Source organism: Streptomyces sp. CA-111067 (assembly GCF_050956065.1).
GTDB lineage: Bacteria > Actinomycetota > Actinomycetes > Streptomycetales > Streptomycetaceae > Actinacidiphila.
Genome location: NZ_CP192103.1, coordinates 6857329 through 6882245, shown reverse-complemented (window position 1 = coordinate 6882245; position 24917 = coordinate 6857329). Strand labels below are relative to the sequence as shown.

The 24917-nt window shown below is 72.0% G+C and carries 19 protein-coding genes; 3 read left to right on the top strand and 16 right to left on the bottom strand.

All coding sequences use genetic code 11. From position 1 onward, the window contains the following. Window positions 1-6 precede the first annotated feature (6 nt). From ACQPW6_RS30445 to ACQPW6_RS30405, 9 genes are all read right to left on the bottom strand, one after another. Window positions 7-408, bottom strand: coding sequence for an N-acetyltransferase family protein (locus ACQPW6_RS30445; protein ID WP_433892911.1), 402 nt, complete (start codon window positions 406-408; stop codon window positions 7-9). Between the two features lie 478 nt (window positions 409-886). After that, complete coding sequence (locus ACQPW6_RS30440) at window positions 887-1393, bottom strand: hypothetical protein (protein WP_433894709.1); 507 nt, start codon at window positions 1391-1393, stop codon at window positions 887-889. Between the two features lie 166 nt (window positions 1394-1559). Next, window positions 1560-2840 (bottom strand): MFS transporter, encoded by a 1281-nt coding sequence (locus ACQPW6_RS30435; protein ID WP_433892910.1) that lies wholly within the window; start codon window positions 2838-2840, stop codon window positions 1560-1562. Between the two features lie 423 nt (window positions 2841-3263). Continuing rightward, window positions 3264-4862 (bottom strand): citramalate synthase, encoded by a 1599-nt coding sequence (gene cimA / locus ACQPW6_RS30430; RefSeq protein WP_433892909.1) that lies wholly within the window; start codon window positions 4860-4862, stop codon window positions 3264-3266. Window positions 4863-5165: 303 nt separating this feature from the next. Beyond that, window positions 5166-6254 (bottom strand): branched-chain amino acid aminotransferase, encoded by a 1089-nt coding sequence (locus ACQPW6_RS30425; RefSeq protein WP_433892908.1) that lies wholly within the window; start codon window positions 6252-6254, stop codon window positions 5166-5168. 133 nt (window positions 6255-6387) lie between these two features. After that, window positions 6388-7425 (bottom strand): 3-isopropylmalate dehydrogenase, encoded by a 1038-nt coding sequence (locus ACQPW6_RS30420; RefSeq protein WP_433892907.1) that lies wholly within the window; start codon window positions 7423-7425, stop codon window positions 6388-6390. A 93-nt stretch (window positions 7426-7518) separates the two neighbouring features. Next, the gene (locus ACQPW6_RS30415) at window positions 7519-7656 is read right to left on the bottom strand and encodes a hypothetical protein (RefSeq protein WP_433894806.1); all 138 of its coding nucleotides are present in this window, start codon (window positions 7654-7656) and stop codon (window positions 7519-7521) included. 279 nt (window positions 7657-7935) lie between these two features. Beyond that, on the bottom strand, window positions 7936-9567 hold the full coding sequence (pruA, locus tag ACQPW6_RS30410; RefSeq protein WP_433892906.1) for an L-glutamate gamma-semialdehyde dehydrogenase: 1632 nt from the start codon (window positions 9565-9567) through the stop codon (window positions 7936-7938). Window positions 9568-9603: 36 nt separating this feature from the next. Continuing rightward, window positions 9604-10536 carry a proline dehydrogenase family protein gene (locus ACQPW6_RS30405; protein ID WP_433892905.1) on the bottom strand — a complete coding sequence of 311 codons (933 nt, stop codon included), beginning with the start codon at window positions 10534-10536 and terminating at the stop codon, window positions 9604-9606. 142 nt (window positions 10537-10678) lie between these two features. Here ACQPW6_RS30405 and ACQPW6_RS30400 point away from each other — a divergent pair, with 142 nt between their 5' ends. Next, window positions 10679-11881, top strand: coding sequence for a PucR family transcriptional regulator (locus ACQPW6_RS30400; RefSeq protein WP_433892904.1), 1203 nt, complete (start codon window positions 10679-10681; stop codon window positions 11879-11881). A 43-nt stretch (window positions 11882-11924) separates the two neighbouring features. Here ACQPW6_RS30400 and ACQPW6_RS30395 read toward each other — a convergent pair whose 3' ends face one another. The 7 genes from ACQPW6_RS30395 to ACQPW6_RS30365 form a co-directional block, all read right to left on the bottom strand. Beyond that, window positions 11925-12512: a Uma2 family endonuclease gene (locus ACQPW6_RS30395; RefSeq protein WP_433892903.1), complete on the bottom strand. Its 588-nt coding sequence runs from the start codon at window positions 12510-12512 to the stop codon at window positions 11925-11927. Between the two features lie 139 nt (window positions 12513-12651). Then, window positions 12652-14244: a phosphoglycerate dehydrogenase gene (gene serA / locus ACQPW6_RS30390; RefSeq protein WP_433892902.1), complete on the bottom strand. Its 1593-nt coding sequence runs from the start codon at window positions 14242-14244 to the stop codon at window positions 12652-12654. Window positions 14245-14522: 278 nt separating this feature from the next. Continuing rightward, complete coding sequence (gene ilvC, locus ACQPW6_RS30385; RefSeq protein ID WP_433892901.1) at window positions 14523-15521, bottom strand: ketol-acid reductoisomerase; 999 nt, start codon at window positions 15519-15521, stop codon at window positions 14523-14525. 110 nt (window positions 15522-15631) lie between these two features. Continuing rightward, on the bottom strand, window positions 15632-16159 hold the full coding sequence (gene ilvN, locus ACQPW6_RS30380) for an acetolactate synthase small subunit (protein WP_433892900.1): 528 nt from the start codon (window positions 16157-16159) through the stop codon (window positions 15632-15634). A gap of 52 nt (window positions 16160-16211) precedes the next feature. Beyond that, the gene (locus ACQPW6_RS30375) at window positions 16212-18083 is read right to left on the bottom strand and encodes an acetolactate synthase large subunit (protein ID WP_433892899.1); all 1872 of its coding nucleotides are present in this window, start codon (window positions 18081-18083) and stop codon (window positions 16212-16214) included. 210 nt (window positions 18084-18293) lie between these two features. Beyond that, window positions 18294-21155 carry a putative bifunctional diguanylate cyclase/phosphodiesterase gene (locus ACQPW6_RS30370; protein ID WP_433892898.1) on the bottom strand — a complete coding sequence of 954 codons (2862 nt, stop codon included), beginning with the start codon at window positions 21153-21155 and terminating at the stop codon, window positions 18294-18296. 221 nt (window positions 21156-21376) lie between these two features. Further along, window positions 21377-22348 carry a 2-hydroxyacid dehydrogenase gene (locus ACQPW6_RS30365; protein WP_433894708.1) on the bottom strand — a complete coding sequence of 324 codons (972 nt, stop codon included), beginning with the start codon at window positions 22346-22348 and terminating at the stop codon, window positions 21377-21379. 71 nt (window positions 22349-22419) lie between these two features. Between ACQPW6_RS30365 and ACQPW6_RS30360 the strand changes: the two genes are divergently transcribed. Together ACQPW6_RS30360 and ACQPW6_RS30355 are read left to right on the top strand one after the other, a co-directional pair. Beyond that, a complete protein-coding gene (locus ACQPW6_RS30360) occupies window positions 22420-23412 on the top strand; it encodes an aldo/keto reductase (protein WP_433892897.1) in 993 nt (330 codons plus the stop codon). Window positions 23413-23587: 175 nt separating this feature from the next. Continuing rightward, complete coding sequence (locus ACQPW6_RS30355) at window positions 23588-24811, top strand: PQQ-dependent sugar dehydrogenase (RefSeq protein WP_433892896.1); 1224 nt, start codon at window positions 23588-23590, stop codon at window positions 24809-24811. The last annotated feature ends 106 nt before the right edge of the window (window positions 24812-24917 follow it).

Here is a 24917-nt window from a genome sequence, read left to right as displayed (position 1 = left end):
GCTACGTTACCGGTCAGTACGTGTGCTGTTGGTCACCGGCGCCCACCGCATCGTCATGTCCGGTTCGTTCTCCATGTTCCGCGAGCCGTCGCTCATGTCCAGCACCGTGAAGCCGTGGTGCGTGTAGAAGGCCCGGGCGTCGGTGTTGCGCTGGAACACGTGCAGCCGCAGCTCCCCCGGCACGGCCGACCTGACCTCGGCCAGCAGCCGGCTGCCGATGCCCTGCCGGCGCGCGTCGGCCAGCAGGTACAGCGAGTCGAGCATGTCGCCTTCGAGCGCCGCGTAACCGACGATCCGGCCGGTGTCGCCGTCTTCCGCGACCCATACGGTGCTCTCGGCCAGCACCACGTTCCGCACCCAGGCCACCACCTCCTCGTCGGACCGCCGGCGTGGCGGCAGGTACGGCATGGTCGCCTCCCGGGAGGCGATGTGCAGCCGTCCGCGAAGGCCGCGTTCAGGGTGCGCCAGCGCTGCGCCTTGGCCTGCGCGTCGGCGACGGCCTGCCGTACCGATGCGGCGGTGGGCTCCGCGCCGCCCGCCAGCACCCTGACGACGGCGTCCGGGTCGTCGTCCAGCCCGAACAGCACCTCGGAGCCGGCCGAGGCGGGGAACAGCGTGCGCGCCGACACCACCCGCAGCCGGCCGGGGAACACCCCCTCCGCGACCCGTTCGGACCGCCGCCGGTCCCGCGGCGTGGTCGTCACCCCCAGCGCGGCCCCCAGCAGCCCGATCAGTGTCCCGGCGAAATTCCCCATACGGACGACGGTAGTTCGGTGGCCGGGCGAACGCCTGAGCACCCCTACCCAGCGGTAGGCCGCCGGTACCCGAGTACGCCCCGGCGCGGGGCGGGTGGCCCGGGCCGGGGCGTAGCGGGTCGCCGGGTCGGTCAGCAGCCGCCGCAGTTGTAGTAGAGGGCGTCCCAGTGGGTGCCCTCGTCGGCGTAGATGTTGCCGGAGGCGGCCTGCCACTGCGGGTAGCCGTCGCCGCGCAGGCCGATGTAGCTGAAGTTGTTGTGCACGTAGTTGGTCAGGCAGGTGTTCTTGCCGTAGTCGAGCTTGTAGCCGTTGTAGTGCGAGTAGGTGCCGCTGGCGTGGCCGACCTCGGTACCGCCGGTGATGTTGATCGCGCAGCCGCTGGCGTGCTTGAGGGTGACGGCGCCCTGGGCGGTGGCCTGGTTGAGCTGGGCGAACGACGTACAGGTGGAGTTGGCGCGGTTGGTGCAGCCGCCGGAGGACGACCAGGTGATGCCGGCCGCGCGGAACATGCTCTCCGCCTGGGCCTGGCTGAGCTTGGTGACGGCGTAGGCGTTGTGCGACGAGGCGATGCCGACGCCCGGGGCGAAGACCACGGTCAGGACGAGGGCGAGGGCGCTGAGCACGGAGCGGCCGCGCAGCCGGCGGGCCGGGCCGTCGGTGGCCGGGACGGTGCCGGCCGGGGCTCCGGTGCCGGCCGGGGTCGGCATTGCGGTCATGGGCATGCCATTGTTCATGCGATTTCCTCCTGCTGGTTCCGCTGAGGTGGGGGGTGTGCAGGTGGCGCATGAGGAGTGTGCCCGACATCTACGCGCGTCCGCCAGAGGTCGCGCCCTCCCGGCTGCCCCGGCCGCGGGCCGCCGCGCGGGCCCGGATCAGGGCCGCCGCGGCGGCGAGCGCGACCGTCGCCGCTCCCGACCAGGCCAGAACCGCGCGCGGCCCCAGCGCGGCGACCAGCGGGCCGCCGAGCGCGGTGCCCACCGGCGAGGCGGTGAGCAGGGCGGCACCGCGGAACGCCAGCACGGTCGTCAGCCACTGAGCGGGGGTACGGTCCTGGAAGAGCGTGTACGACAGCGCGGTGAACGGCCCGTAGATCACCCCGCCCAGCGCGAAGCAGCTCACCGTGACGGCGGGCGGCGCCCCCAGCCCGAACGGCAGCAGGGCCGCGCCCCAGCCCGCGACGATGCCGAGCGTGACCGGCCACAGCGGCAGCCGCCGCAGCGTGCCGGCGGCGAGGCCGCCGAGGATGGCGCCGACGCCGAACAGGGCCCAGTACAGCCCGAGCAGACGGGCCGAGGCGTGCAGGTCCTGCGTCACGTGCAGCGGGAGGGCCACCTCGACCGGGCCGTAGAGGAAGAAGAACAGCCAGGTCAGGCCGAGCACGCCGAGCAGTTCCGGCTGCCCGCGCAGCGCGCGGAGGCCGGCGGCGGAGCGGGTGGTGTCCACCGGGGCGACGGTCTTCGCGTCGGTGTCGCCGATCCGGGCCGCCTGGACGGCGAGCAGTGCGAACGAGGCGGCGTCCAGGCCGATGATCCAGGCCGGGCTGATCAGCGCGACCAGCAGTCCGGCGAGGGCCGGGCCGACGATGAGGGCGGCCGAAGTGCTCGAACTGACCAGCGCGTTGGCCGCCAGCCGGTCCTCGGGCGGCAGCAGCCGGGCCAGCAGCCCGTACTTTCCGGCTCCGCCCCAGGCGTGCAGGACGGAGGAGCCGGCCAGCAGGGCCACGTACACCGCGGGGTGCAGCAGGCCGGTGGCCCACGCGAGGGGGACGCAGCCGAGCAGCACGGCGCGCAGCGTGCTGTCCGCGGCGAGCAGCCGCCGCGCGGGCAGCGGGCGCAGCAGCCGCCCGAACACCAGCGCGCCGGCGGCCCCCGGCAGCGCGTACGCGGCGACCGCCGCCCCGACGAAGAGCCCGGCCCGGCCGGGCGGTGCGATCAGCACGGCGAGCCAGGTGACGGCGACGAGGCTCATGCCGTCGCCGAGGTCCGATGCGGCGAGCGCCGGCATGAGCCGCCGAAACCCCTGATGCGCGAACAGCCCCCGATAGGAGGCGGCCACGACCCCCCGCCCAACCCTCACCCCAACCATCCCGCCACCCTCGCGCCTCAACCCCACTTGAAGTCAACCCACGAGCCTTCACCGGCCCGGAGCAGCAGTTGCGGCCGTCCCCGGACCCACCGCTCGGTGATGGAGTGGTCGCGCAGTTCCCCGCGCCCCTGGGGTGACCGGCGCCCAGCACAGCCGTACCCCGCGCGGGAGCCCCCGGCCTCACCAGGGGCGCGGGAGCGATGTACCCCGGCATCACCAGGGGCGCGGGGAACTGCGCGACCAGCCCCCACCGGCCGGTGGCCGGGAAACTACAGCAACTGCCCCTTTGGGGCCGGTGGTGAGGCGCGCCACCGTCGTGGCTTGTCGCGCAGTTCCCCGCGCCCCTAAAAAGCCCGGGCGTGGCCGGGGCAAAGGCCGGGCGCAGCCGGGAGCGCCCGCGGAGCTGGGTCGGGGGCCCGGGGGCTACTCCTCCGGGGTGAGGCCGGCGCTCAGGAGGCCGAAGGCGTAGGCGTCGTCCAGGGCTTGCCAGGAAGCGGCGATCACGTTTTCGCCCACCCCCACCGTCGACCACTCGCCCGTGCCGTCCGTCGTCGTGATCAGGACGCGCGTCGTGGAGTCAGTGCCCGAGCGGCCTTCCAGGATGCGGACCTTGTAGTCCACCAGGGCGAACGTGGCCAGCTGGGGGTAGATCCGTTCGAGCGCCACCCGCAGTGCGCGGTCGAGCGCGTTGACCGGGCCGTTGCCCTCCGCCGTGGCCACCGTGCGCTCGCCCTTGGCCCACAGCTTCACCGTCGCCTCGTTCGCGTGCGTGCCGTCGGGGCGGTCCTCGGTGATCGCGCGCCAGGACTCGATCCGGAAGAACCGGCGGGGCCTGCCGTCGACCTCGGCGCGCAGCAGCAGCGCGAAGGACGCGTCGGCCGCCTCGTACGTGTAGCCGAGGAGTTCGCGCTCCTTGACCCGGGCCACCACCCGGCCGACCAGCTCGCGGTCGTCGCCGAGGTCGATCCCGAGCTCCTTGCCCTTGAGCTCGATCGAGGCGCGTCCGGCCATGTCGGACACCAGCATCCGCATGGTGTTGCCGACCCGCTCGGGGTCGATGTGCTGGTACAGGTCCGGGTCGACCTTGATCGCCGACGCGTGCAGCCCCGCCTTGTGCGCGAACGCGGACACGCCCACGTACGGCTGGTGCGTGGAGGACGGCAGGTTGACGACCTCGGCGATGGCGTGCGAGATCCGCGTCATCTCCATGAGCGCGCCCTCGGGCAGCACCCGCCGCCCGTGCTTGAGTTCCAGCGCGGCGACCACCGGGAAGAGGTTGGAGTTGCCGACCCGCTCGCCGTAGCCGTTGGCGGTGCACTGGACGTGGGTGGCGCCGGCGTCCACCGCGGCCAGGGTGTTGGCGACCGCGCAGCCCGTGTCGTCCTGCGCGTGGATGCCCAGCCGCGCGCCGGTGTCGGCGAGCACCAGGCCGGTGACGGCCTGCACCTGCGCGGGCAGCATCCCGCCGTTGGTGTCGCACAGCACGACGACGGAGGCGCCGGCCTCGTGCGCGGCGCGTACGACGTTGGTGGCGTAGCCGGGGTTGGCCTGGTAACCGTCGAAGAAGTGCTCGCAGTCCACGAACACCCGGCGGCCCTGCTCGACCAGGTAGGAGACGGTGTCCCGGACCATCTCCAGGTTCTCCTCCAGCGTGGTGCGCAGCGCCAGTTCCACATGCCGGTCGTGCGACTTGGCGACCAGCGTGATCACCGGGGCGCCGGACTCCAGCAGCGCCTTGACCTGCTGGTCCTGCGCGGCGACCGCGTTCGGCCTGCGGGTGGCGCCGAAGGCGACGAGGGTGGCGTGCTTGAAGTCGAGCTCCTTGGCGGCCCGGGCGAAGAACTCGGTGTCGCGGGGATTGGCGCCGGGCCAGCCGCCCTCGATGAATCCCACCCCGAAGTCGTCCAGGTGCCGGGCGATCGTCAGCTTGTCGGCGACGGTGAGGTTGATCCCCTCACGCTGGGCGCCGTCGCGCAGCGTGGTGTCGAAGACGTGGAAGCTGTCGTCCAGTTCGGCGGTCATGGCAGTCGTAACTCCTGTCGGGTGAGTGGGGCCTCCGGCCCGGTGACGGGATTCCGGGGCGCGCCCAGCGCCCTCGTGCGGCTTCGCCTCCGGCGCGGGTGGGCCGGGAAACGAAAAGACCCCTCGCGGATGCGAGAGGTCTGCACGCGGGTCAAGGCGGGTGACGTTCCACTTGGGTCAGGGTCGCGTCACTGCGGACCGGCGTGCCTGCGGCCGATAATCATGGCGTTCGAGGACACGCCAGCAGTCTGCCACAGGTTCTGCTCCCCCATGGGGGGATCTCACGATTCGGTCACACCGGGGCTACTCGCCCAGCGGGTGCATCCACCCGTGCGGGTCGGGGGCGGAGCCGGACTGCAGGGACAGCAGGGCCTCGCGCAGCCGCATCGTCACCGGGCCGGGCTCGCCGGTCGCGACCGTCCAGTTCGCGCGGGTGGACTTCACCGAGCCGACCGGGGTGATCACCGCGGCCGTTCCGCAGGCGAAGACCTCCGTCAGCGACCCGTCCTCGTTCGCCTGCTTCCAGTCGTCCACGCTGATCCGCCCCTCCCCCGCCTCGTAGCCGAGGTCCGCGGCGATGGAGAGCAGCGAGTCGCGGGTGATCCCGGGCAGCAGCGAGCCGCTCAGCTCGGGTGTGACGATCCGGTCCCCGTACACGAAGTACAGGTTCATCCCGCCCATCTCCTCGATCCAGCGCCGCTCGATCGCGTCGAGCCAGACCACCTGGTCGCAGCCGTGCTCGATGGCCTGCGCCTGGGCGACCAGCGAGGCCGCGTAGTTGCCGCCGGTCTTGGCCGCGCCGGTGCCGCCGGGGGCGGCCCGCACGTACTCCTCGGACAGCCAGACCGAGACGGGCTTGACCCCGCCGGAGAAGTAGGCGCCGGCCGGGGAGGCGATCACCAGGAACAGGTACTCCGACGCGGGCCGCACCCCGAGCCCGGTCTCGGTGGCGATCATGAACGGCCGCAGGTACAGCGACGCCTCACCGGTGCCGGGCACCCACGCCTTGTCCTGCTTGACCAGCACGTCGCACGCCTCGATGAAGGTCTCCACCGGCACCTCGGGCATCGCCAGCCGCCGGGCGGACGCCTGGAAGCGCAGCGCGTTGGCCTCCGGGCGGAAGGTGGCCACGCTGCCGTCGGGCTGCCGGTACGCCTTGAGTCCCTCGAAGATCGTCTGCGCGTAGTGCAGCGTCATGTTCGCCGGGTCGAGCGAGAGCGGCGCGTACGGCACCAGCTCGGCGTCGTGCCAGCCGCGGCCCTCGGTCCAGCGGATGGTGACCATGTGGTCGGTGAAGAACCGGCCGAACCCGGGGGCGGCCAGGATCGCGTCGCGCTCGGCCTCGGACAGCGGGTGCGCCGAGGGCTTCAACTCGATGGTCGGGTTCGTCATCTCTGTGTCCTTCACCGTGTTCACCGTTTGGCCGTGGGAGGCGCCGGGTCGTCCCGAGCGAATGCTAGGACGTCCAAGTATCGACGCGCGGCGCGGCCCCACCTCTGATTATCGCAGTGGTGGGGCCGGGGTCCTATACGCGGGCCGCGAGCGCGTCGCCGATGGCGACCGTCGAGCGGGCGCCCTGCGTACCGCGCTCGGCCAGGTCGGCCTGGACGGCGGCGTCGATCCTGGCGGCCTCGGCCTCGTACCCGAGGTGCCGCAGCAGCAGCGCGACGGAGAGCACGGTGGCGGTCGGGTCGGCCTTGGACTGGCCCGCGATGTCCGGCGCGGAGCCGTGCACCGGCTCGAACATGGACGGGAACTCGCGGCCGGGGTTGATGTTGCCGCTGGCGGCCACGCCGATGCCGCCGGAGACGGCCGCGGCGAGGTCGGTGATGATGTCGCCGAAGAGGTTGTCGGTGACGATCACGTCGAACCGCTCGGGCTGGGTGACCAGGAAGATGGTCGCCGCGTCCACATGCAGGTAGTCGGTGCTGACGTCGGGGAACTCCTGGCCGACGGCCTCGAAGATCCGGGTCCACAGGTGGCCGGCGTGCACCAGCACGTTGTTCTTGTGCACCAGGGTGAGCTTCTTGCGCGGCCTGGCCTGGGCGCGGGCGTACGCGTCCCTGACCACCCGCTCGATGCCGAACGCGGTGTTCAGGCTGACCTCGGTGGCGACCTCGTGCGGGGTGCCGGTCCTGATCGAGCCGCCGTTGCCGGTGTACGGGCCCTCGGTGCCCTCGCGGACGACCACGAAGTCGATCTCCGGCGAGCCGGCCAGCGGGGTGCCGACACCGGGGAACAGCCGGCTCGGGCGCAGGTTCACATGGTGGTCGAAGGCGAACCGCAGCTTGAGCAGGAACCCGCGCTCCAGGACACCGGACGGCACCGACGGGTCGCCGATCGCGCCGAGCAGGATGGCGTCGTGCGCCTTCAGCTGGTCGAGGTCGTCGTCGGTGAGGGTCTGGCCGGTCGCGTGGTAGCGCTTGGCGCCGAAGTCGAACTCCCTGGTCTCCAGCTTGACGTCCTGGGGAAGGACCGCGGCGAGGACCTTGAGTCCCTCCGTCACGACTTCCTGGCCGATTCCGTCACCGGGGATCACTGCGAGGCTGAGGGTGCGAGACATGCCGGAACCCTACTCCGCGTCCCAGCACATGACATGTGTGTCCGCATGCCGGACAAGGCCCGGTGGCGGCAGGGCGATGGGGGGCGGGGAGCGCTACCGGCGCTCGTGCCCCGTGCTGCCGCCGTTGTCACGGCGGTCGAGGGAGCGCTGCAGGGCCTTCATCGCGTTTTCACGGGCGGCGTCGTCCATGGGGATCAACTCCAGGGGAAAATCGGAGGAGAGGGCGGTCACCACAGAACGGGGCGGAGAGCACGCGCGGCGGGGGTGACCCGCTCGGAGGCGCCTGGCTCGATCCGCCGCTCACCCGATGGGGCGAGACGTTCGGCTGCATACAAACGTAGGACAGCACCGCTGTCCTGTCGCCACAATTACTCGGACTTCCTACTATCTGAGACAGACGATCACCCGACCGGCCCGGAAGCCGCCCGGAAGCCGCCCGGACGGCCGCTCTCGACGGCGGTCCCGGGGCCCGGCCGCTGCGGGCCCCGGGGCGGCGAGATGCGGGCCGGATCAGCCCTGGTGCGGGTACCGGTAGTCGGTCGGCGGCACCAGCGTCTCCTTGATCGCCCGGGTGGACGTCCAGCGCATCAAGTTCTGCGCCGCGCCCGCCTTGTCGTTGGTGCCGGACGCCCGGCCGCCGCCGAACGGCTGCTGGCCGACCACCGCGCCGGTGGACTTGTCGTTGATGTAGAAGTTGCCGGCCGCGTACCGCAGCCGCTCCATCACCGAGGCCGCCGCGGCCCGGTCCCGCGCGATGACCGCGCCGGTCAGCGCGTAGTCCGAGACCGACTCCATCTGGTCGAGCATCGCGTCGAAATCGGCGTCCTCGTAGACGTACACCCCGAGCACCGGCCCGAAGAACTCCTCGCGGAAGATCTCGTTGTCCGGGTCGGTGGACACCAGCACGGTCGGCCGGACGAACCAGCCCACCGAGTCGTCGTAAGTGCCGCCGGCCACCACCTCGACCGTCGGGTCGGCCTTGGCCCGGTCGATGGCGGCCTTGTTCTTGGCGAAGGCCCGCTCGTCGATCAGCGCGCCGGCGAAGTTCGACAGGTCGGTGACGTCGCCCATGGTGATGCTGTCCACCTCGGCCGCGAACTCCTCCTTGAAGCCGCCGTCCCAGATCGAGCGCGGGAGGTAGGCGCGCGAGGAGGCCGAGCACTTCTGGCCCTGGTACTCGAAGGAGCCACGGGTCAGCGCGGTCTTCAGGATCGCCGGGTCGGCCGACGGGTGCGCGACGACGAAGTCCTTGCCGCCGGTCTCGCCGACGATCCGCGGGTACGAGCGGTAGCGCTCGATGTTCTCGCCGACCGTCCGCCACAGGTACTGGAAGGTCCTGGTGGAGCCGGTGAAGTGGATGCCGGCCAGCTCCGGGTGGGTGAGCGCGACCTCGGAGACGGCGACGCCGTCGCCGGTGACCAGGTTGATCACGCCGTCGGGCAGCCCGGCCTCGCGCAGCACCTTCATCACCAGCACCGCGGAGTGCGTCTGGGTCGGCGACGGCTTCCACACCACCACGTTGCCCATCAGGGCGGGCGCGGTGGGCAGGTTGCCGGCGATGGCGGTGAAGTTGAACGGGGTGATGGCGTAGACGAAGCCCTCAAGGGGGCGGTGGTCGAGCCGGTTCCACACCCCGGGCGCGTTGGCCACCGGCTGCTCGGCCAGGATCTGCCGGGCGTAGTGCACGTTGAACCGCCAGAAGTCCACCAGCTCGCAGGGGCTGTCGATCTCGGCCTGCTGCACGGTCTTGGACTGGCCGAGCATGGTGGAGGCCACCAGCGTCTCGCGCCACGGCCCGGCCAGCAGTTCGGCGGCCCGCAGGATGATCGCGGCCCGGTCGTCGAAGGCCATCGCGCGCCAGGCGGGGGCGGCGGCGAGCGCGGCGGCCACCGCGTCCTCCGCGTCCTGGGTGGTGGCGTCGGCGTAGCTGCCCAGGCGTGCGCCGTGGTTGTGCGGCTGGACGACGTCGACGCGCTCGCCGCCGCCCATCCGCTGCTCGCCGCCGATGAACATCGGCAGGTCGGCCGGGGCGCCGGCCAGCTCCTTGAGCTTCGCTTCGAGCCGGGCGCGCTCCGGGCTGCCGGGGGCGTAGCTGTGCACCGGCTCGTTGACCGGCGCGGGGACCTGGGTCACAGCGTCCATGAAGCGTTTCTCCTTGTGAGAGGTGCGGATCGGGATTCAGCGACCGGTGGGCGCGAAGGAGCGGAGGAAGAAGGCCAGGTTCGCCGGGCGCTCGGCGAGCCGCCGCATGAAGTACCCGTACCAGTCTGCGCCGTACGGCACGTAGATGCGCATACGTTCGCCTTCGTCCGCGAGGCGCCGCTGCTCGGCGGTGCGGATGCCGTAGAGCATCTGGAACTCGTAGGTGCCGGGCCCGCGGTGGTGGCGGGCGGCCAGCTCCTGCGCGATGGCGATCATCCGGGGGTCGTGCGAGCCGACCATCGGGTGCCCGTCGCCGGCGAACAGCGTGCGCAGCGCGCGGACGTACGCCTTGTCCACGTCCCGCTTGTCCTGGAAGGCGACACCGGCGGGCTCCTTGTAGGCGCCCTTCACCAGCCGGACCCGGGAGCCGGCGGTAGCCAGCGCGCGGGCGTCGTCCTCGGTGCGGAACAGGTACGACTGGAGGACTGCGCCGGTGGACGGGTGCTCGCGGCGCAGCTCGTGCAGCACGGCCAGGGTGGAGTCCACGGTGGTGTGGTCCTCCATGTCCAGCGTCACGGTGGTGCCGATCTCGGTGGCGAGTTCGGCCACCCGGCGTACCCCGTCGAGCGCGATGTCGTGGCCGCCGTCGGGCAGCGCCTGGCCGAAGGCCGACAGCTTGACGGAGACCTCGGCGCGGGCGGCCAGCTTCTGGTCGCGCAGCGTCTCCAGCAGCCGCAGGTACGCGTCCCGGGTGGCGTGCGCGGTGGCCCGGTCGTGGACGTCCTCGCCGAGGTGGTCGAGGGTGACGTCCAGGCCGGACGAGGTGAGGGTGCGGACCGCGTCCATCGCGCGGTGCAGTTCGTCGCCCGCGACGAAGCGGTTCACCACGGGGCGGGTGACGGGCGCGGCGGCGACGACGCGGCGCATGCGGTCGCTGCGGGCGGCGGCGAGCAACACGGGACCGAGCACGGGGTCCTCCTGGGCGGTGCGGATGGTTCCGGTACTTCACGTGCCGGTCGTGTTTCCGGTACTCCGGCGAATCTAGGATTCGCCTACCCGCTGGACCATCGACACCTGTCATGCATTCGGGGTCCGTCCCTCATACAGATGTATGAGGGAGAATGGTGGGGTGCGTGATGACTACGGTGACGATCCCCAGGAACTGGTGGACGAGGTGTCGGCACTGCTCGGTGCGCCGGCCACGCTGGAGGACCGGGACTTCCGGCTGATCGCCTTCGGGGTGCACGACAGCGAGGACGACTCCGCGATGGACCCGGTGCGCACCCGGTCCATCCTCACCCGGCGCTCGACAGCCGAGGTCAGAGCGTGGTTCGAGCGCTTCGGCATCGCCCGCGCGACCGGGCCGGTGCGGATTCCGGCGGCCCCCACGGCGGGGGTCTTCCTCGGCCGGCTGTGCCTGCCGGTGCGGCACGCGGGCGTGGTCTACGGCTATGTCTGGCTGCTCGACGAGGCCGAGCACTCCCCCGCCCAGCTGGAGGCCGCGATGGCGGTCGCGGCCCGGATCGGCGCCCGGCTGGCCGCCGCGTCCCGGGCCGGCGCCGACAGCGGGCGGGCGCTGCGGCTGCTGCTCACCGCAGGCTCGCGGGCCGCCCGCGACCCGGCCGAGGAGGCGCTGCGCTCGGCGCTCGGCCCGGACGCGGACGAGCCGCACGCCCTGGTCTGCGTCCGGCCGCCGGCCGGCAAGGATCTCTACGGCGGCGGCGACGAGGAGCTGCCCGGGGTGCGGACGCTGCCGGGCGCCGCGGCGCTCTGCCGGCTGCCCGACCGGCCGCGCGGCGAGCCGGTGCAGGTGGTGGCGCTGCTGGTACGGCTGCGGTCCACGCATTTACTCGCCACCGCCCGCACCGCGGCGGCCCGGCTGCTCGACGCGGCCGGCCTGCCGGAGGCCGTCGCCGGGGTGAGCGCGGCCCGCGAGGAGCTGGCCGAACTTCCCGGCGCCTGGCGGGAGGCGGCCGCGGCGGCCCGCGCGGCGCACGCGCAGCCGCTGCTCGGACCGATCGCGAAGTGGTCCAACCTGGGCCCGTACCGGCTGCTGACGGCGCTGCCCGCCGACGCGCCCCCCGACCCGTCGGTGGCCCCGCTGCTCACCCCGGCGCACCGCGAACTCGCCCACACCGCTGAGGCGTTCCTCGACCACGCCGGCCAGGCGGGCCGCACGGCCACCGCCCTGGCCATCCACCGCCAGACCCTCTACTACCGGCTGTCGAGGATCGAGCAGCTGACCGGGCTCGACCTGTCCGACGGCGAGTCCCGGCTGCTGCTCCACATGGCCCTCAAGGCCGCCCGGCTCTGAAACCGGTCCCCGGCCGCGGTGGCGGCAGGGAACCAGTGCCGACCTACATGTGGTCGATCTCGGTGAGGTCGATGTCGATGGTGAAGGGGACGGCGAGCTTGAGCCGGTCGTGGTGGATGCCCGTGACGGCGTACTGGCCGAGGACCGGATCCAGTTCGTACACATGGATCGTGGGCCGGCCGCCCCGCGACTTCTCCACCAGCCAGAAGTGCTGGATGCCCGCCCGGGCATACAGCTGCGGCTTGCGCTCCCGGTCCCGCAAGGCCGACTCGGGTGAGACGACCTCCACGGCCAGCACGACCTCGGCGGCCGGGTAGTTCGTCTCGTCGTGATCGGCCGACGGCACCGCCCGCGCGTTCACGATGACGAGGTCGGGCTCGGGCCGGTTGGACCGGTCCAGCGTGATGGTCATCTCCCGGCGCACCCGCAGATCCTCCGGAACCTGCCGCCGCAGCGCGTAGGCCAGCAGGTCGATGGCCAGCGAATGAAAACTCTTCTGCGGACTCACGAAAACGAGGCTCCCGTCGATCAGCTCCGTGTGCGGCGGGAGATCGGGGATGCGGTCGAGATCGTCCGCGGTGAATCCGCCCGGCGGGGGGTAAGCCCAGGCCGGCAGCGGTTCAGCAGTCATGATTCCTCCCATGGACGGGATTCTGTCCGCGATGACCAGAGTATCGCCAGGAAACGACAACGCCGCCCCCCGAAAGAGTGAGGGGCGACGCTGGTGTTGACGCCGGGACCGGGCCGCGCCCGGCAGCGGATCGTATACGTCAGTCGGTCAGGTTCACCGCGCGCGCCGAGGTCGCGCCGATCTCCGAGGCGATGTCGGTGAGGACGCCGGCCGGGATGGAGGAGTCGATGGTGAGGGCCACCAGCGCGTCGCCGCCGGCCGCCGCGCGGGCGACCTGCATGCCGGCGATGTTGACGTCGACCTCGCCGAGGATCCGGCCGAGGGTGCCGACGATGCCGGGGCGGTCGGTGTAGCGCAGGAACGCCATGTGGTCGGCCAGGACCAGGTCCACGTCCTTGTCGCCGACCGCGACGATCTTCTGGATGTTCTTCGGGCCGGCCAGCGTGCCGGAGACCGCTACCTCGGTGCCGTCGGCCAGGGTGCCGCGGACGGTGACCAGGTTGCGGTGGTTCGGCGACTCCGAGCTGGTGGTCAGCCGCACCTCGACGCCGCGCTCCTGCGCGAACAGCGGCGCGTTGACGTACGACACCGTCTCGGACACGACGTCCTCGAAGACGCCCTTGAGCGCGCTGAGCTCCAGGATCTTGACGTCGTGCTGGGTGATCTCGCCGTAGACCTCGACATCGAGCCGGGCGGCGACCTCGCCGGCCAGCGCGGTGAAGATCCGGCCCAGCTTCTCGGCCAGCGGCAGACCGGGCTTGACGTCCTCGGCGATGACGCCGCCCTGGACGTTGACCGCGTCCGGCACCAGCTCGCCGGCCAGCGCGAGCCGCACCGAGCGGGCCACGGCGATGCCGGCCTTCTCCTGCGCCTCGTCGGTGGAGGCGCCCAGGTGCGGGGTGGCCACCACGTTGTCGAACTGGAACAGCGGCGAGTCGGTGCACGGCTCCTTGGCGTAGACGTCCAGGCCCGCGCCGGCCACCCGGCCCTCCTTGAGCGCCGAGGCGAGCGCCTCCTCGTCCACGATCCCGCCGCGGGCGGCGTTGACGATCCGGACCGAGGGCTTGACCTTGTGCAGCGCCTCGTCCCCGATCAGGCCGAGCGTCTCGGGGGTCTTGGGCAGGTGCACGGTGATGAAGTCGGACGCGGCGAGCAGCTCGTCCAGGGTCAGCAGCTTCACGCCCATCTGGGCGGCGCGGGCCGGCTGCACGTAGGGGTCGTACGCGACGATGTTCATCCCGAAGGCGGCCATCCGCTGCGCGACCAGCACGCCGATCCGGCCGAGGCCGACCACGCCGAGGGTCTTCTCGCTCAGCTCGACGCCGGTGTACTTGTTGCGTTTCCACTCGCCGTTCTTCAGCGCCGCGTTGGCCGGCGCGATGTTCCGCGCGGTGGCGATCAGCAGGCCGCAGGCCAGCTCGGCGGCGGTGACGATGTTGGAGGTCGGCGCGTTGACGACCATCACGCCGGCCTTGGTCGCGGCGGCCACGTCGACGTTGTCCAGGCCGACGCCCGCGCGGGCGACCACCCGGAGCTTGGCCGCGGCGGCCACGGCCTCGGCGTCCACCTTGGTGGCGCTGCGGATCAGGATGGCGTCGACGTCGGTGATCGCGGACAGCAGTTCGGCTCGGTCCGCGCCATTGCAGTGCCGGATCTCGAAGTCCGGGCCGAGGGCGTCCACCGTGGCGGGCGACAGCTCTTCTGCGATGAGTACGACAGGCTTCTGGCTCACGTGGTCCTCACTTGTTCCTGCGGGGGCGGCCGGTCCCGTGGGGCCGCTCCGGGGAGGGCGGGATTGGCATGCCGCGTGGAAGACGCACGACGCTGTGAGCCTGACGCGCTTGTTAAGGCAGTGTATCCAGGGGTTGAAGCGGCGCCTTCGACGAAATGGAAGGATCACCCGCAGGGGTTGCGTCGCTTCGTACAAAGGCCGTCCGAATGGCGTCAGGACGGCCTTGTACGAAGCGACGGAGAACCAGGGGAACCGGCCCCCCGGCCCGCCCGCGAGGACTACGCCTCGTCGTCCACCCAGCTCATCAGCTTGCGCAGCTTGCGGCCCGTGGTCTCCAGCAGGTGGTTCTCGTCGGCCTTCTTGTACTCGTTGTACTTCGGCAGGCCGGCGTTGTACTCGGCGATCCAGTTGTTGGCGAAGCTGCCGTCCTGGATCTCGCCGAGGATCTTCTTCATCTCGGCCTTGGTGCCCTCGTTGATGATCCGCGGGCCGGAGACGTAGTCGCCCCACTCGGCGGTCTCGGAGACCGACCAGCGCATCTTCTCCAGGCCGCCCTCGTACATCAGGTCCACGATGAGCTTGAGCTCGTGCATGCACTCGAAGTACGCGATCTCCGGCTGGTAGCCGGCCTCGACCAGGGTCTCGAAACCGGCCTTGACCAGCGCCGCGGTGCCACCGCAGAGCACCGCCTGCTCGCCGAAGAGGTCGGTCTCGGTCTCCTCGGTGAAGGTGGTCTTGATGACCCCGGCGCGGGTGCCGCCGATGCCCTTGGCGTACGCCAGGGCCAGCGGGAACGCCTTGCCGGTCGCGTCCTGCTCGACGGCCGCGATGCACGGGACGCCGCGGCCCTCCTCGTACTGCCGGCGGACCAGGTGGCCGGGGCCCTTGGGGGCGACCATGCACACGTCCACGTTGGCCGGCGGCTTGATGAAGCCGTACCGGATGTTCAGGCCGTGGCCGAAGAAGATGGCGTCGCCGTCCTTGAGGTTGTCCTTGATGGACTCCTCGTAGACGCGGGCCTGGATCGGGTCGGGCACCAGGATCATGATGACGTCGGCCTCGGCGGCGGCCTCGGCCACCGTCACCACGCGCAGGCCCTGCTCCTCGGCCTGCGCCTTGGACTTGGACCCCTCGTGCAGGCCGACGCGCACATCGACACCGGAGTCACGCAGCGACAGCGCGTGGGCGTGGCCCTGGCTGCCGTAGCCGATGACCGCGACCTTCCGGGCCTGGATGATGGACAGGTCGGCGTCGTCGTCGTAGAACAGCTCGGCCACTTCGGGTCTCTCCTTGGTTCGGGTACTCCGGGCCACCGTACGACGGCTGGTCCTGAGCGGGTTTCGGGGTCTCGCGATACGGATGTGCGGCGGGCGCCGGCCCGGCGGGATTACGCCGAGCGGTCCAGCGCGCGCAGGCTGCGGTCGGTGATGGAACGGGCGCCGCGTCCGACGGCGATGGTGCCGGACTGGACGAGTTCCTTGATGCCGTACGGCTCCAGCATCTTGAGCATCGCCTCCAGCTTGTCGGCGGCGCCGGTGGCCTCGATGGTGACGGCCTCCGGTGCCACGTCCACGGTCTTGGCGCGGAACAGCTGGACGATCTCCACGATCTGCGAGCGGGTCTCGTTGTCGGCCCGCACCTTCACCAGGACGAGTTCACGTGCCACGGCCGCCGCGGGGTCGAGTTCGACGATCTTCAGCACGTTGACGAGCTTGTTGAGCTGCTTGGTGACCTGCTCCAGCGGGAGTTCGTCGATCACGTTGACGACGATGGTGATGCGGGAGATCTCGGGGTGCTCGGTGGTGCCGACCGCGAGGGAGTCGATGTTGAAGCCGCGCCGGGAGAACAGCGCGGTGATCCTGGCCAGGACACCGGGCTTGTTCTCCACCAGGACGGACAGCGTGTGCTTGGACATGTCGCTTCGTGCCTTCTCTCTGCCGTCAGCCGTGTGCGGGTGCGCGTGCGGGTCAGTCGTCCAGGTCATCGCTGAAGTCCGGCCGGACGTCGCGGGCGGCCATGATCTCGTCGTTGGAGGTGCCCGCGGCCACCATCGGCCAGACCATCGCGTCCTCGTGCACGATGAAGTCCACCACCACCGGGCGGTCGTTGATGGAGTTCGCCTTGGCGATCACCGCGTCCAGCTCGTCGGGCGACTCGCAGCGCAGCCCGACGCAGCCCATCGCCTCGGACAGCTTGACGAAGTCCGGCACCCGGGTGCCGAGGTTCTTCACCGAGCCGACACCGCGGGTGGAGCCGGGCACGTTCTCCGCGCCGGAGTGCAGCACGGTGTTGGAGAACCGCTCGCCGTAGAACAGGTTCTGCCACTGGCGGACCATGCCCAGGGCGCCGTTGTTGATGATGGCGACCTTGATCGGGATGTTGTTCAGCGCGCAGGTGGTCAGTTCCTGATTGGTCATCTGGAAGCAGCCGTCGCCGTCGATCGCCCACACGGTGGCCTCCGGCCGGCCGGCCTTGGCGCCCATCGCGGCGGGAACGGCGTAGCCCATGGTGCCGGCGCCGCCGGAGTTGAACCACGTGCCGGGCTGCTCGTACTTGATGAACTGCGCCGCCCACATCTGGTGCTGGCCGACACCGGCCGCGAACAGCGTTCCGTCGGGGGCCAGTTGGCCGATCCGCTCGATGACCTGCTGCGGGGACAGGCTGCCGTCGGCCGGCAGGTCGTAGCCCAGCGGGTAGGTGTTGCGCCAGAAGTTCAGGTGGTCCCACCAGCCGCTGTAGTCGCCCTTGCGGCCGGCCTCGTGGTCGGCCTGGACGGCGACGATCAGGTCGGCCAGCACCTCGCGGGCGTCACCGACGATCGGCACGTCGGCGACCCGGTTCTTGGAGATCTCGGCCGGGTCGATGTCGGCGTGCACGATCTTGGCGTTGGGCGCGAAGGTGTCGAGCCGGCCGGTCACCCGGTCGTCGAAGCGGGCGCCGAGCGCGACGATCAGGTCGGCCTTCTGGAGGGCGGTGACCGCGGTGACGTCGCCGTGCATGCCGGGCATCCCGACGTGCTGCGGGTGGCTGTCGGGGAACGAGCCGAGCGCCATCAGGGTGGTGGTGACCGGGGCGCCGGTCAGCTCGGCGAGGATCCGCAGCTCCGCGGTGGCGCGGGCCTTCATCACGCCGCCGCCGACGTACAGCACCGGGCGCCTGGCCTCGTTGATCAGCCGGGACGCCTCGCGGATCTGCTTGGCGTGCGGCTTGGTCACCGGGCGGTAGCCGGGCAGCTCCTGCTGCGGCGGCCAGGAGAAGGTGGTCTCGTTCTGCATCGCGTCCTTGGCGATGTCCACCAGCACCGGTCCCGGCCGGCCGGTGCCGGCGATGTGGAACGCCTCGGCGATGGTGCGCGGGATGTCGGCCGCGTCGGTGACCAGGAAGTTGTGCTTGGTGATCGGCATGGTGATGCCGCAGATGTCCGCCTCCTGGAAGGCGTCGGTGCCGATCGACTTGGAGGCGACCTGGCCGGTGATGGCGACGATCGGCACCGAGTCCATGTGGGCGTCGGCGATCGGCGTCACCAGGTTGGTCGCGCCGGGGCCCGAGGTCGCCATGCACACCCCGACCTTGCCGGTGGCCTGCGCGTAGCCGGTGGCGGCGTGCCCCGCCCCCTGCTCGTGCCTGACCAGGACGTGCCTGACCTTGGCGGAGTCCATCAGCGGGTCGTACGCCGGCAGGATCGCACCGCCCGGGATGCCGAATACCGTGTCAGCGCCGACGGCCTCGAGGGAGCGGATGAGGGACTGTGCGCCCGTCATGCGCTCGGGCGCCGCGGCGGGCGCCGCGCTGCGGGTCCGCGGCTGCGGATGGTGGGGGCCGTTGGCCTGCTCGGTCATCTGCGTTCTCTTCTCTCGAAGATGGGGGGTGCTGAGGGTGTCGGCTTGGTGCCGGACAACAAAAAACCCCTCGTGCCGGGAGGCAGGCGAGGGGAGCGCGTCGGGTGCGTGAATTCGAGGCGGAGAGGGCCTCGGTCAGCCGACGCGCTTTCCAAGTACGAGAATTCGGGTGCGCATGGCCCTGACCTTCCTCCCGGACCCTTCCGAGTGTCAAGCCGGTGGGACACGCGTCTCATTATGTGAGCGGCTGGCGGGCAGCGGGATGCCGCCCGTCCTGACCTGTTCCCGTGGTGCCTGCCGGGGCACGGGATAGCCGCCGCGGGTCAGCGAGCCGCGCAGCCGGTGCTCGTCCAGCGGCCCGGAGAACGCCATCCCCAGGCCCTGGCCGCAGCCCAGGTCGCGCAGCACGTGGACCTGCTCGGGGCGGTCCACGCCGTCGGCGACCGCCGGGACGCCCAGGTCGGCGGCCATCCGCAGCAGCCCGCGGGTGACCTTGCGCAGCCGGCCGGACTCCGCCACGCCCTCCACGAAGCCGCGGTCCAGCTTGATCGCGTCCACCGGCAGGCCGCACAGCACCGACAGGGCCCCGTAGCCGCTGCCGAAGCCGCCGAGCATCACCCGTACGCCGAGCCGGCGCAGCGCCGACAGCCGGCGTTCCAGCTCGTCGAGGGCGATCCGCGGGTCGCCGCCGGTCAGTTCGAGCAGCAGTCCGCCGGGCGGCAGGTCGTGCCGGTCCAGCAGCCGCTCGACGGCCTCGGCGGGCAGGTCGCGGCTCAGCAGGCGCCGGGCCGGGATCCGTACGGTGACCGGGATCCGGTGGCCGGCGCCGTAGCGTAAGCCCGCCTGTTCCACCGCCTGCTCCAGCAGCCAGGAGCCGAGCTCGGCGGTGCGCTCGGTGTCCTCGGCCGCCCGCAGGAACTCCGCCGGGGTGAACAGGATGCCCTTCGCCGACCGCCAGCGGGCCTGCGCCTCCACGCCGGTGACCCGGCCGCAGGCCAGGTCCACCACCGGCTGGTGCAGCAGCGCGAACTCGCCCTCGTGCAGCGCCGAATGCAGCCGTCCGGCCAGTTCGGTGCGGCGCACGACGTCGGCCTGCATCTGCGGCGCGTAGAGCTCGACCCGGCCCTTGCCCGACTGCTTGGCCCGGTACATCGCGAGGTCGGCGTTGCGCACCAGCTCGCCGGCCGTGCTGCCGGGCTCGGCGAACGCGATGCCGATGCTGGCGCCGACTCTGACCTGGCCGCCCTCGACGCGGTAGGGCGCGGAGAGGGCGATCCGCAGCCGGTCGGCGATCTCCCTGATCTGGTCCTCGCGCACGGCGGGGTCGGCGCCCTGTCCGGCGCCGGGGATCAGCACGGCGAACTCGTCGCCGCCGAGCCGGGCCGCGGTGTCGCCGGCCCGCAGCCCGTCCTGGAGCCGCCGGGCGGCCTGTACCAGCAGCTCGTCCCCTGCCTGGTGGCCGACGGTGTCGTTGACCTTCTTGAAGCCGTCGAGGTCGACGTAGAGCACCGCGGCCAGGCCGTCGTCCGCGCGCCGGCCGCCGAGCGCCCGGCCGATCCGGTCGGTGAACAGCGACCGGTTGGGCAGGTCGGTGAGCGGGTCGTGCGAGGCGTTGTGCTGCAACTGGGCCTGGAGCCTGACCCGTTCGGTGACATCCCGGCTGTTGAAGATCAGCCCGCCCTGGTAGCGGTTGACGCTGGACTCGACGCTGAGCCAGCCGTCCCTGCCGGCGCCGGAGTGGCCGGAGCGGATCCGGCACTCGATCCGGGTGGCGGGCTCCTCGCCCGGCTGGGCGGCCAGGAAGCGGCGCACCTCGTGCAGCACCCGGCCCAGGTCCTCGGGGTGGATGTGCGCGGAGAGCTCGGTGCCGATCAGCTCCTCGGGATCCCTGCCGTAGACGCCCTGCGAGGCCGGGCTGACGTAGCGCAGCATCCCGCTGGGCGCGGCGATCATGATGACGTCGCTCGACCCCTGCACCAGCGACCTGAAGTGGTTCTCCTTCTGGGCCAGTTCCTGGGTCAGGGCGATGTTGTCGAGCAGCATGATGCCCTGCCGTACGACCAGCGCGAGCACCACGGTGCAGCCGGTGAAGAGCACCACCCGGTCGCAGGTCTGGCCGGTGATGACGTTGTAGAGGATGCCCAAAGTGCAGACCGCGGCGCCGAGGTACGGGGTGAGGGCGGCCAGCGAGCCGGTGACCTTGCGGGTGGCGGTGCCGGGCCGCAGCAGCGGCTGCTCGCGCGGGCCGACCCAGGGCGCGTAGGCGAGCAGCATGCTGCCGGCGAACCAGCCCGCGTCCAGGATCTGGCCGGAGCGGTAGTGCTCGCGCAGGATCGGCGAGGTGAACAGCGCGTCGCACAGCACGGTGAGCGCGAAGGCGGCGATGGCGGTGTTGACCGCGGCCCGGTTGGCCGCCGAGCGCCGGAAGTGCAGCGCGAGCACCATGCTGACCAGCACGATGTCCAGCAGCGGATAGGCCAGCGACAGCGCGGTGCGCGCGGTGCTCGGGCCGTCCCACTGCGCCGTGTGCGCCAGCGCCAGGCTCCAGGACAGCGTCAGCAGCGAGCCGCCGATCAGCCAGGAGTCGAGCGCCAGGCACACCCAGCCGGCTCTGGTCACCGGCCGTTTGGCGAGCACCAGCAGGCCGATGATGGCCGGCGGCGCGAACATCAGGAAGCAGAAGTCGGCGGCGGAGGTCTGCGGCACCGGGCGGCGCAGCACCACCTCGTACCAGCCCCAGATGCCGTTGCCCAGCGAGACCATCGCGGAGGAGACCGCGAACAGCAGCCAGGCGGGCCGGTTGCTGCCGCCGACCTTACGGGCGTAGAGCAGCGAGGAGACGGTGGCGGCGGCAGCGGCGGCGGAGAGCCCGAAGTCGCCCATGACGGTGGCGACTTCGCCGGAGCCCCAGCCGAGCGTGGCACCGGTGGTGTAGCCGCCGCAAAGCAGCGCCACCAGGAGTTGGGGCAGCAGTCCTGACCGGCCGCCCCCGGGTGCCGACGGCCGGACGATCACCGCCCCGGTGGAGCTCACGGTGCCGCCGCGCTGGTGGTCGGGATCGGGATTCTCCATTGGCCGTACATCGCCCGTCGCCCCCCTTACGTGTAAGTCGTCCACACCGAGGCGGCCGGTTCCGCACGGCCGCGACGTGTCCCCCATTCGGGACGATACACCAGATCCGTCACTCAGGGGTAGGGTCCTTCTACTGTGTGTAACCACATGGGGGACGCCGGACACCTGGCGCAGTCACCCCGTGCCAAGAGTGCAACGACCGGGCGCCGACGGGCCAGTGGTCAGCCGCTGGTGGCCACGACGTTCACCAATTCCTCACCGGCGGCGAAGCGTTCCAGTTGGGAGCGGATCAGCCGCTCGGCCCGCGGCCTGAACGCCGAGGTGCTGCCGCCGACATGGGGGCTGATCAGTACCCCCGGCGCGTGCCACAGCGGATGCCCTGCGGGCAGCGGCTCAGGGTCGGTGACATCCAGTGCCGCCGTCAGCCGCCCCGACTCGGCCTCGGCGAGCAGCGCCTTGGTGTCGAGCACCGGGCCGCGCGCGATGTTCACCAGCAGCGCGCCGTCCTTCATCGCGGCCAGGAACTCCGCCCCCGCCAGGCCCCTGGTCTGCTCGGTCAGCGGGGTGGCGAGCACCACCACGTCGGCGGTCGGCAGCAGCCGCGGCAGCTCCGACATCGGGTGCACGGGCCCGCGTTCGGTCTGCCGGGCGCTGCGGGCGACGCGCAGCACCTCGCACTCGAACGGCACCAGCCGGTCCTCCACGGCCGCGCCGATCGAGCCGTAGCCGACGATCAGCACCCGGCGGTCGGCGAGCGCCGGGTAGAAGCCGGAGTACCACCGCTCGCTGTCCTGGCCGCGCACGAAGCGCGGGATGCCGCGCAGCGAGGCGAGGATCAAGGTGACCGCGAGCTCGGCGGTGCTGGCGTCGTGCAGCCCGCGGGCGTTGCACAGCACGGCGCCGGCCGGTGCCTTGGCCAGGTGCGGCAGCAGGTCGTCCACCCCGGCGCTCAGCGCCTGGGCGACCCGCAGGCCGGTCATCTCGGCCAGCGGCCGGGTGGAGACCGCCGGGCCCTTCATGTAGGGCAGGACGTAGAACCGGGCGTCGGCGGGATCGGCCGGGTAGTCGCCGGCGCCGTCCCAGTAGTGGTAGTCGAAGGCGTCGGGCAGCCCGTCGATCTCCTGCGGCGGCAGCGACAGCCACACCTGCGGGCGCTGGTCCGGCGCGGGCCCGCCGGCGGGCTTCTGGGTCATGTCGGTCATGGTCAGGAGGCTATGACACAGTGGGGCGGCGAGGGCCGACAGGCCCTGGGGAGGTCGGCCAGGTGGAGCGCAGGTCAGTGGGTTCGACGGCGCTGCGGGTGGGCGCCGTGGGCCTGGGGTGCATGCCGATGAGCTGGGCGTACGGCACGTCCCGGCAGGACGGGCCGGCGTCGCTGCGGGCCGTGCACACCGCGCTCGACCACGGCAGCTCGCTGCTGGACACCGCCGACATGTACGGCCCGTTCACCAACGAGCTGCTGCTCGGGCGGGTGTTGAAGGAGCGGCGCGGTGAGGCGTTCGTCTCCACCAAGTGCGGGCTGCTGGCCGGCGAGCAGCACATCGTGGCCAACGGCCGCCCCGGGTACGTGAAACGGGCCTGCGACGCGTCGCTGCGGCGGCTGCAGACCGACACCATCGACCTCTACCAGCTGCACCGGGTGGATCCTGAGGTGCCGATCGAGGAGACCTGGGGCGCGATGGCCGAGCTGGTCGCGGCCGGCAAGGTCCGCACCCTCGGGCTGTGCGCGGTGGGCGCCCGCGGCAACCGCAGGTCGGGCGCCGGGCTGCACGACGAGACGCTGGCCCAACTGCGGCGCGCCCAGCAGGTGTTCCCGGTCGGCGCGGTGCAGGCGGAGCTGTCGGTGTGGGCGGCCGAGGCGCTCGACGAGCTGCTGCCGTGGTGCGCCGGGCACGGCGTGGGCTTCCTGGCGGCGATGCCGCTGGGCAACGGCTTCCTCACCGGCACGCTCACCCCCGGCCAGGGCTTCGAGCCGGACGACCTGCGGGCCAGGCATCCGCGGTTCACCGCCGAGATGATGGCCGCCAACCAGCCGATCGTGGCCGGCCTGCGCCGGGTCGCCGCCCGGCACGAGGCGACCGCCGCGCAGGTGGCGCTGGCCTGGGTGCTCGCGCAGGGCCCCACGGTGCTGCCGGTGCCGGGCGCCACCTCGGCCCGCTGGACGGCGGAGAACGCCGGCGCCGCCCAACTCACCCTGACCGACACCGACTTCGCCGAGATAGCCGACCTGCCGCCGGCCCGCGGCTCCTGGGACTGAAGCCCGGCCCGCGCCCGCGCCGGGCGGGAACCCCTGTTCGGCGCGTGGCGGCGCGGTGCCGGGCGCGATGTGCTTGGCTTGACGGGTGAGTCCGGTATCCGTGCGAGGTCTGACGGTGAGCGCATTGAGCACAAACAGCCCAGCGGGCGCAGCCGGCCGCGGTGGTACGCCCTCCTTGGCCCAGGCCCGTACCCGCCGGGCCGGCGCGCTGGCCGCCGCACTGACCGCCGCACTGACCGCCGCGGCGCTGCTGGCCGGCTGCTCCGGCGGCGGCGACGGCACCTCGCCGCTGCTGTCGCCGCGCCCCTCGGGCAGCACCGCCTCCGGCGCCCCGGGCCCGTCCTCCTCGGCGCCGGCCTCCTCCGGGCAGCCCAGCACCAGTGCGAAGCCGTCACCGGCGGCGGCCAAGGGCATCGCGAAGGTCACCGGCACCGTGGCCACCGGCATCAAGACGCCGTGGGGCATCGCGGTGCTCCCCGACGACACGCTGCTGGTCGCCTCCAGGGACACCGGGCGGATCTCCCGGGTCGACCCGGCCAAGCACACCACCACCGAGGTCGGCGTGGTCCCCGGGGTCACCGCGGGCGGCGAGGCGGGGCTGCTCGGCCTCGCGCTGTCGCCGCAGTTCGGCTCCGACCACATGCTCTACGCGTACTTCACCACCGAGTCCGACAACCGGATCGCCCGGATGACGTACGACCCGTCGCGGCCCAAGGGCGAGCAGCTGGGCGCGCCCGACACGATCGTGCGGGACATTCCCAGCGGCACCATCCACAACGGCGGACGGCTGGCCTTCGGCCCCGACGGGATGCTCTACGCGGGCACCGGCGAGACCGCGCAGCGCGGCCTGGCGCAGGACATGTCCTCGCTCGGCGGGAAGATCCTGCGGATGACGCCGGACGGGCAGCCGCCGAAGGACAACCCGGTGGCCGGCTCGCTGGTGTACTCCCCCGGCCACCGCAATGTGCAGGGCCTGGCCTGGGACACCCAGGGGCGGCTGTGGGCCGACGAGTTCGGCCAGGACACCTGGGACGAGCTCAACCTGATCGAGCCGGGCAAGAACTACGGCTGGCCGACGGTGGAGGGCATCGCGCACCGCTCGGGCTTCGTGGACCCGGTGGCGCAGTGGCACACCGACCAGGCGTCGCCCAGCGGCATCGCCTACGCGGCGGGCTGCATCTGGATGGCCGCCCTCAAGGGCGAACGGCTGTGGCGGATCCCGCTGAACGGCGCGACCACCGCCGCCGCCCCGCAGGCGTTCTTCACCAACACCTACGGCCGGCTGCGCTCGGTGGTCGCCCTGGACGACCACACCCTGCTGCTCAGCACCAGCAACACAGACGGCCGCGGCACCCCCAAGCCGGGTGACGACCGGATCCTGAAGGTCTCCGTCAGCTGAACCGCCTGCGGCGCGCTTCCCGGCCACGAGGACCGCGAGCGGTCCGGCCACCGTGCCGGGTTCTCCAGCGCGGTCGAACACACACGGCGGGCACGGCACCGCCCGG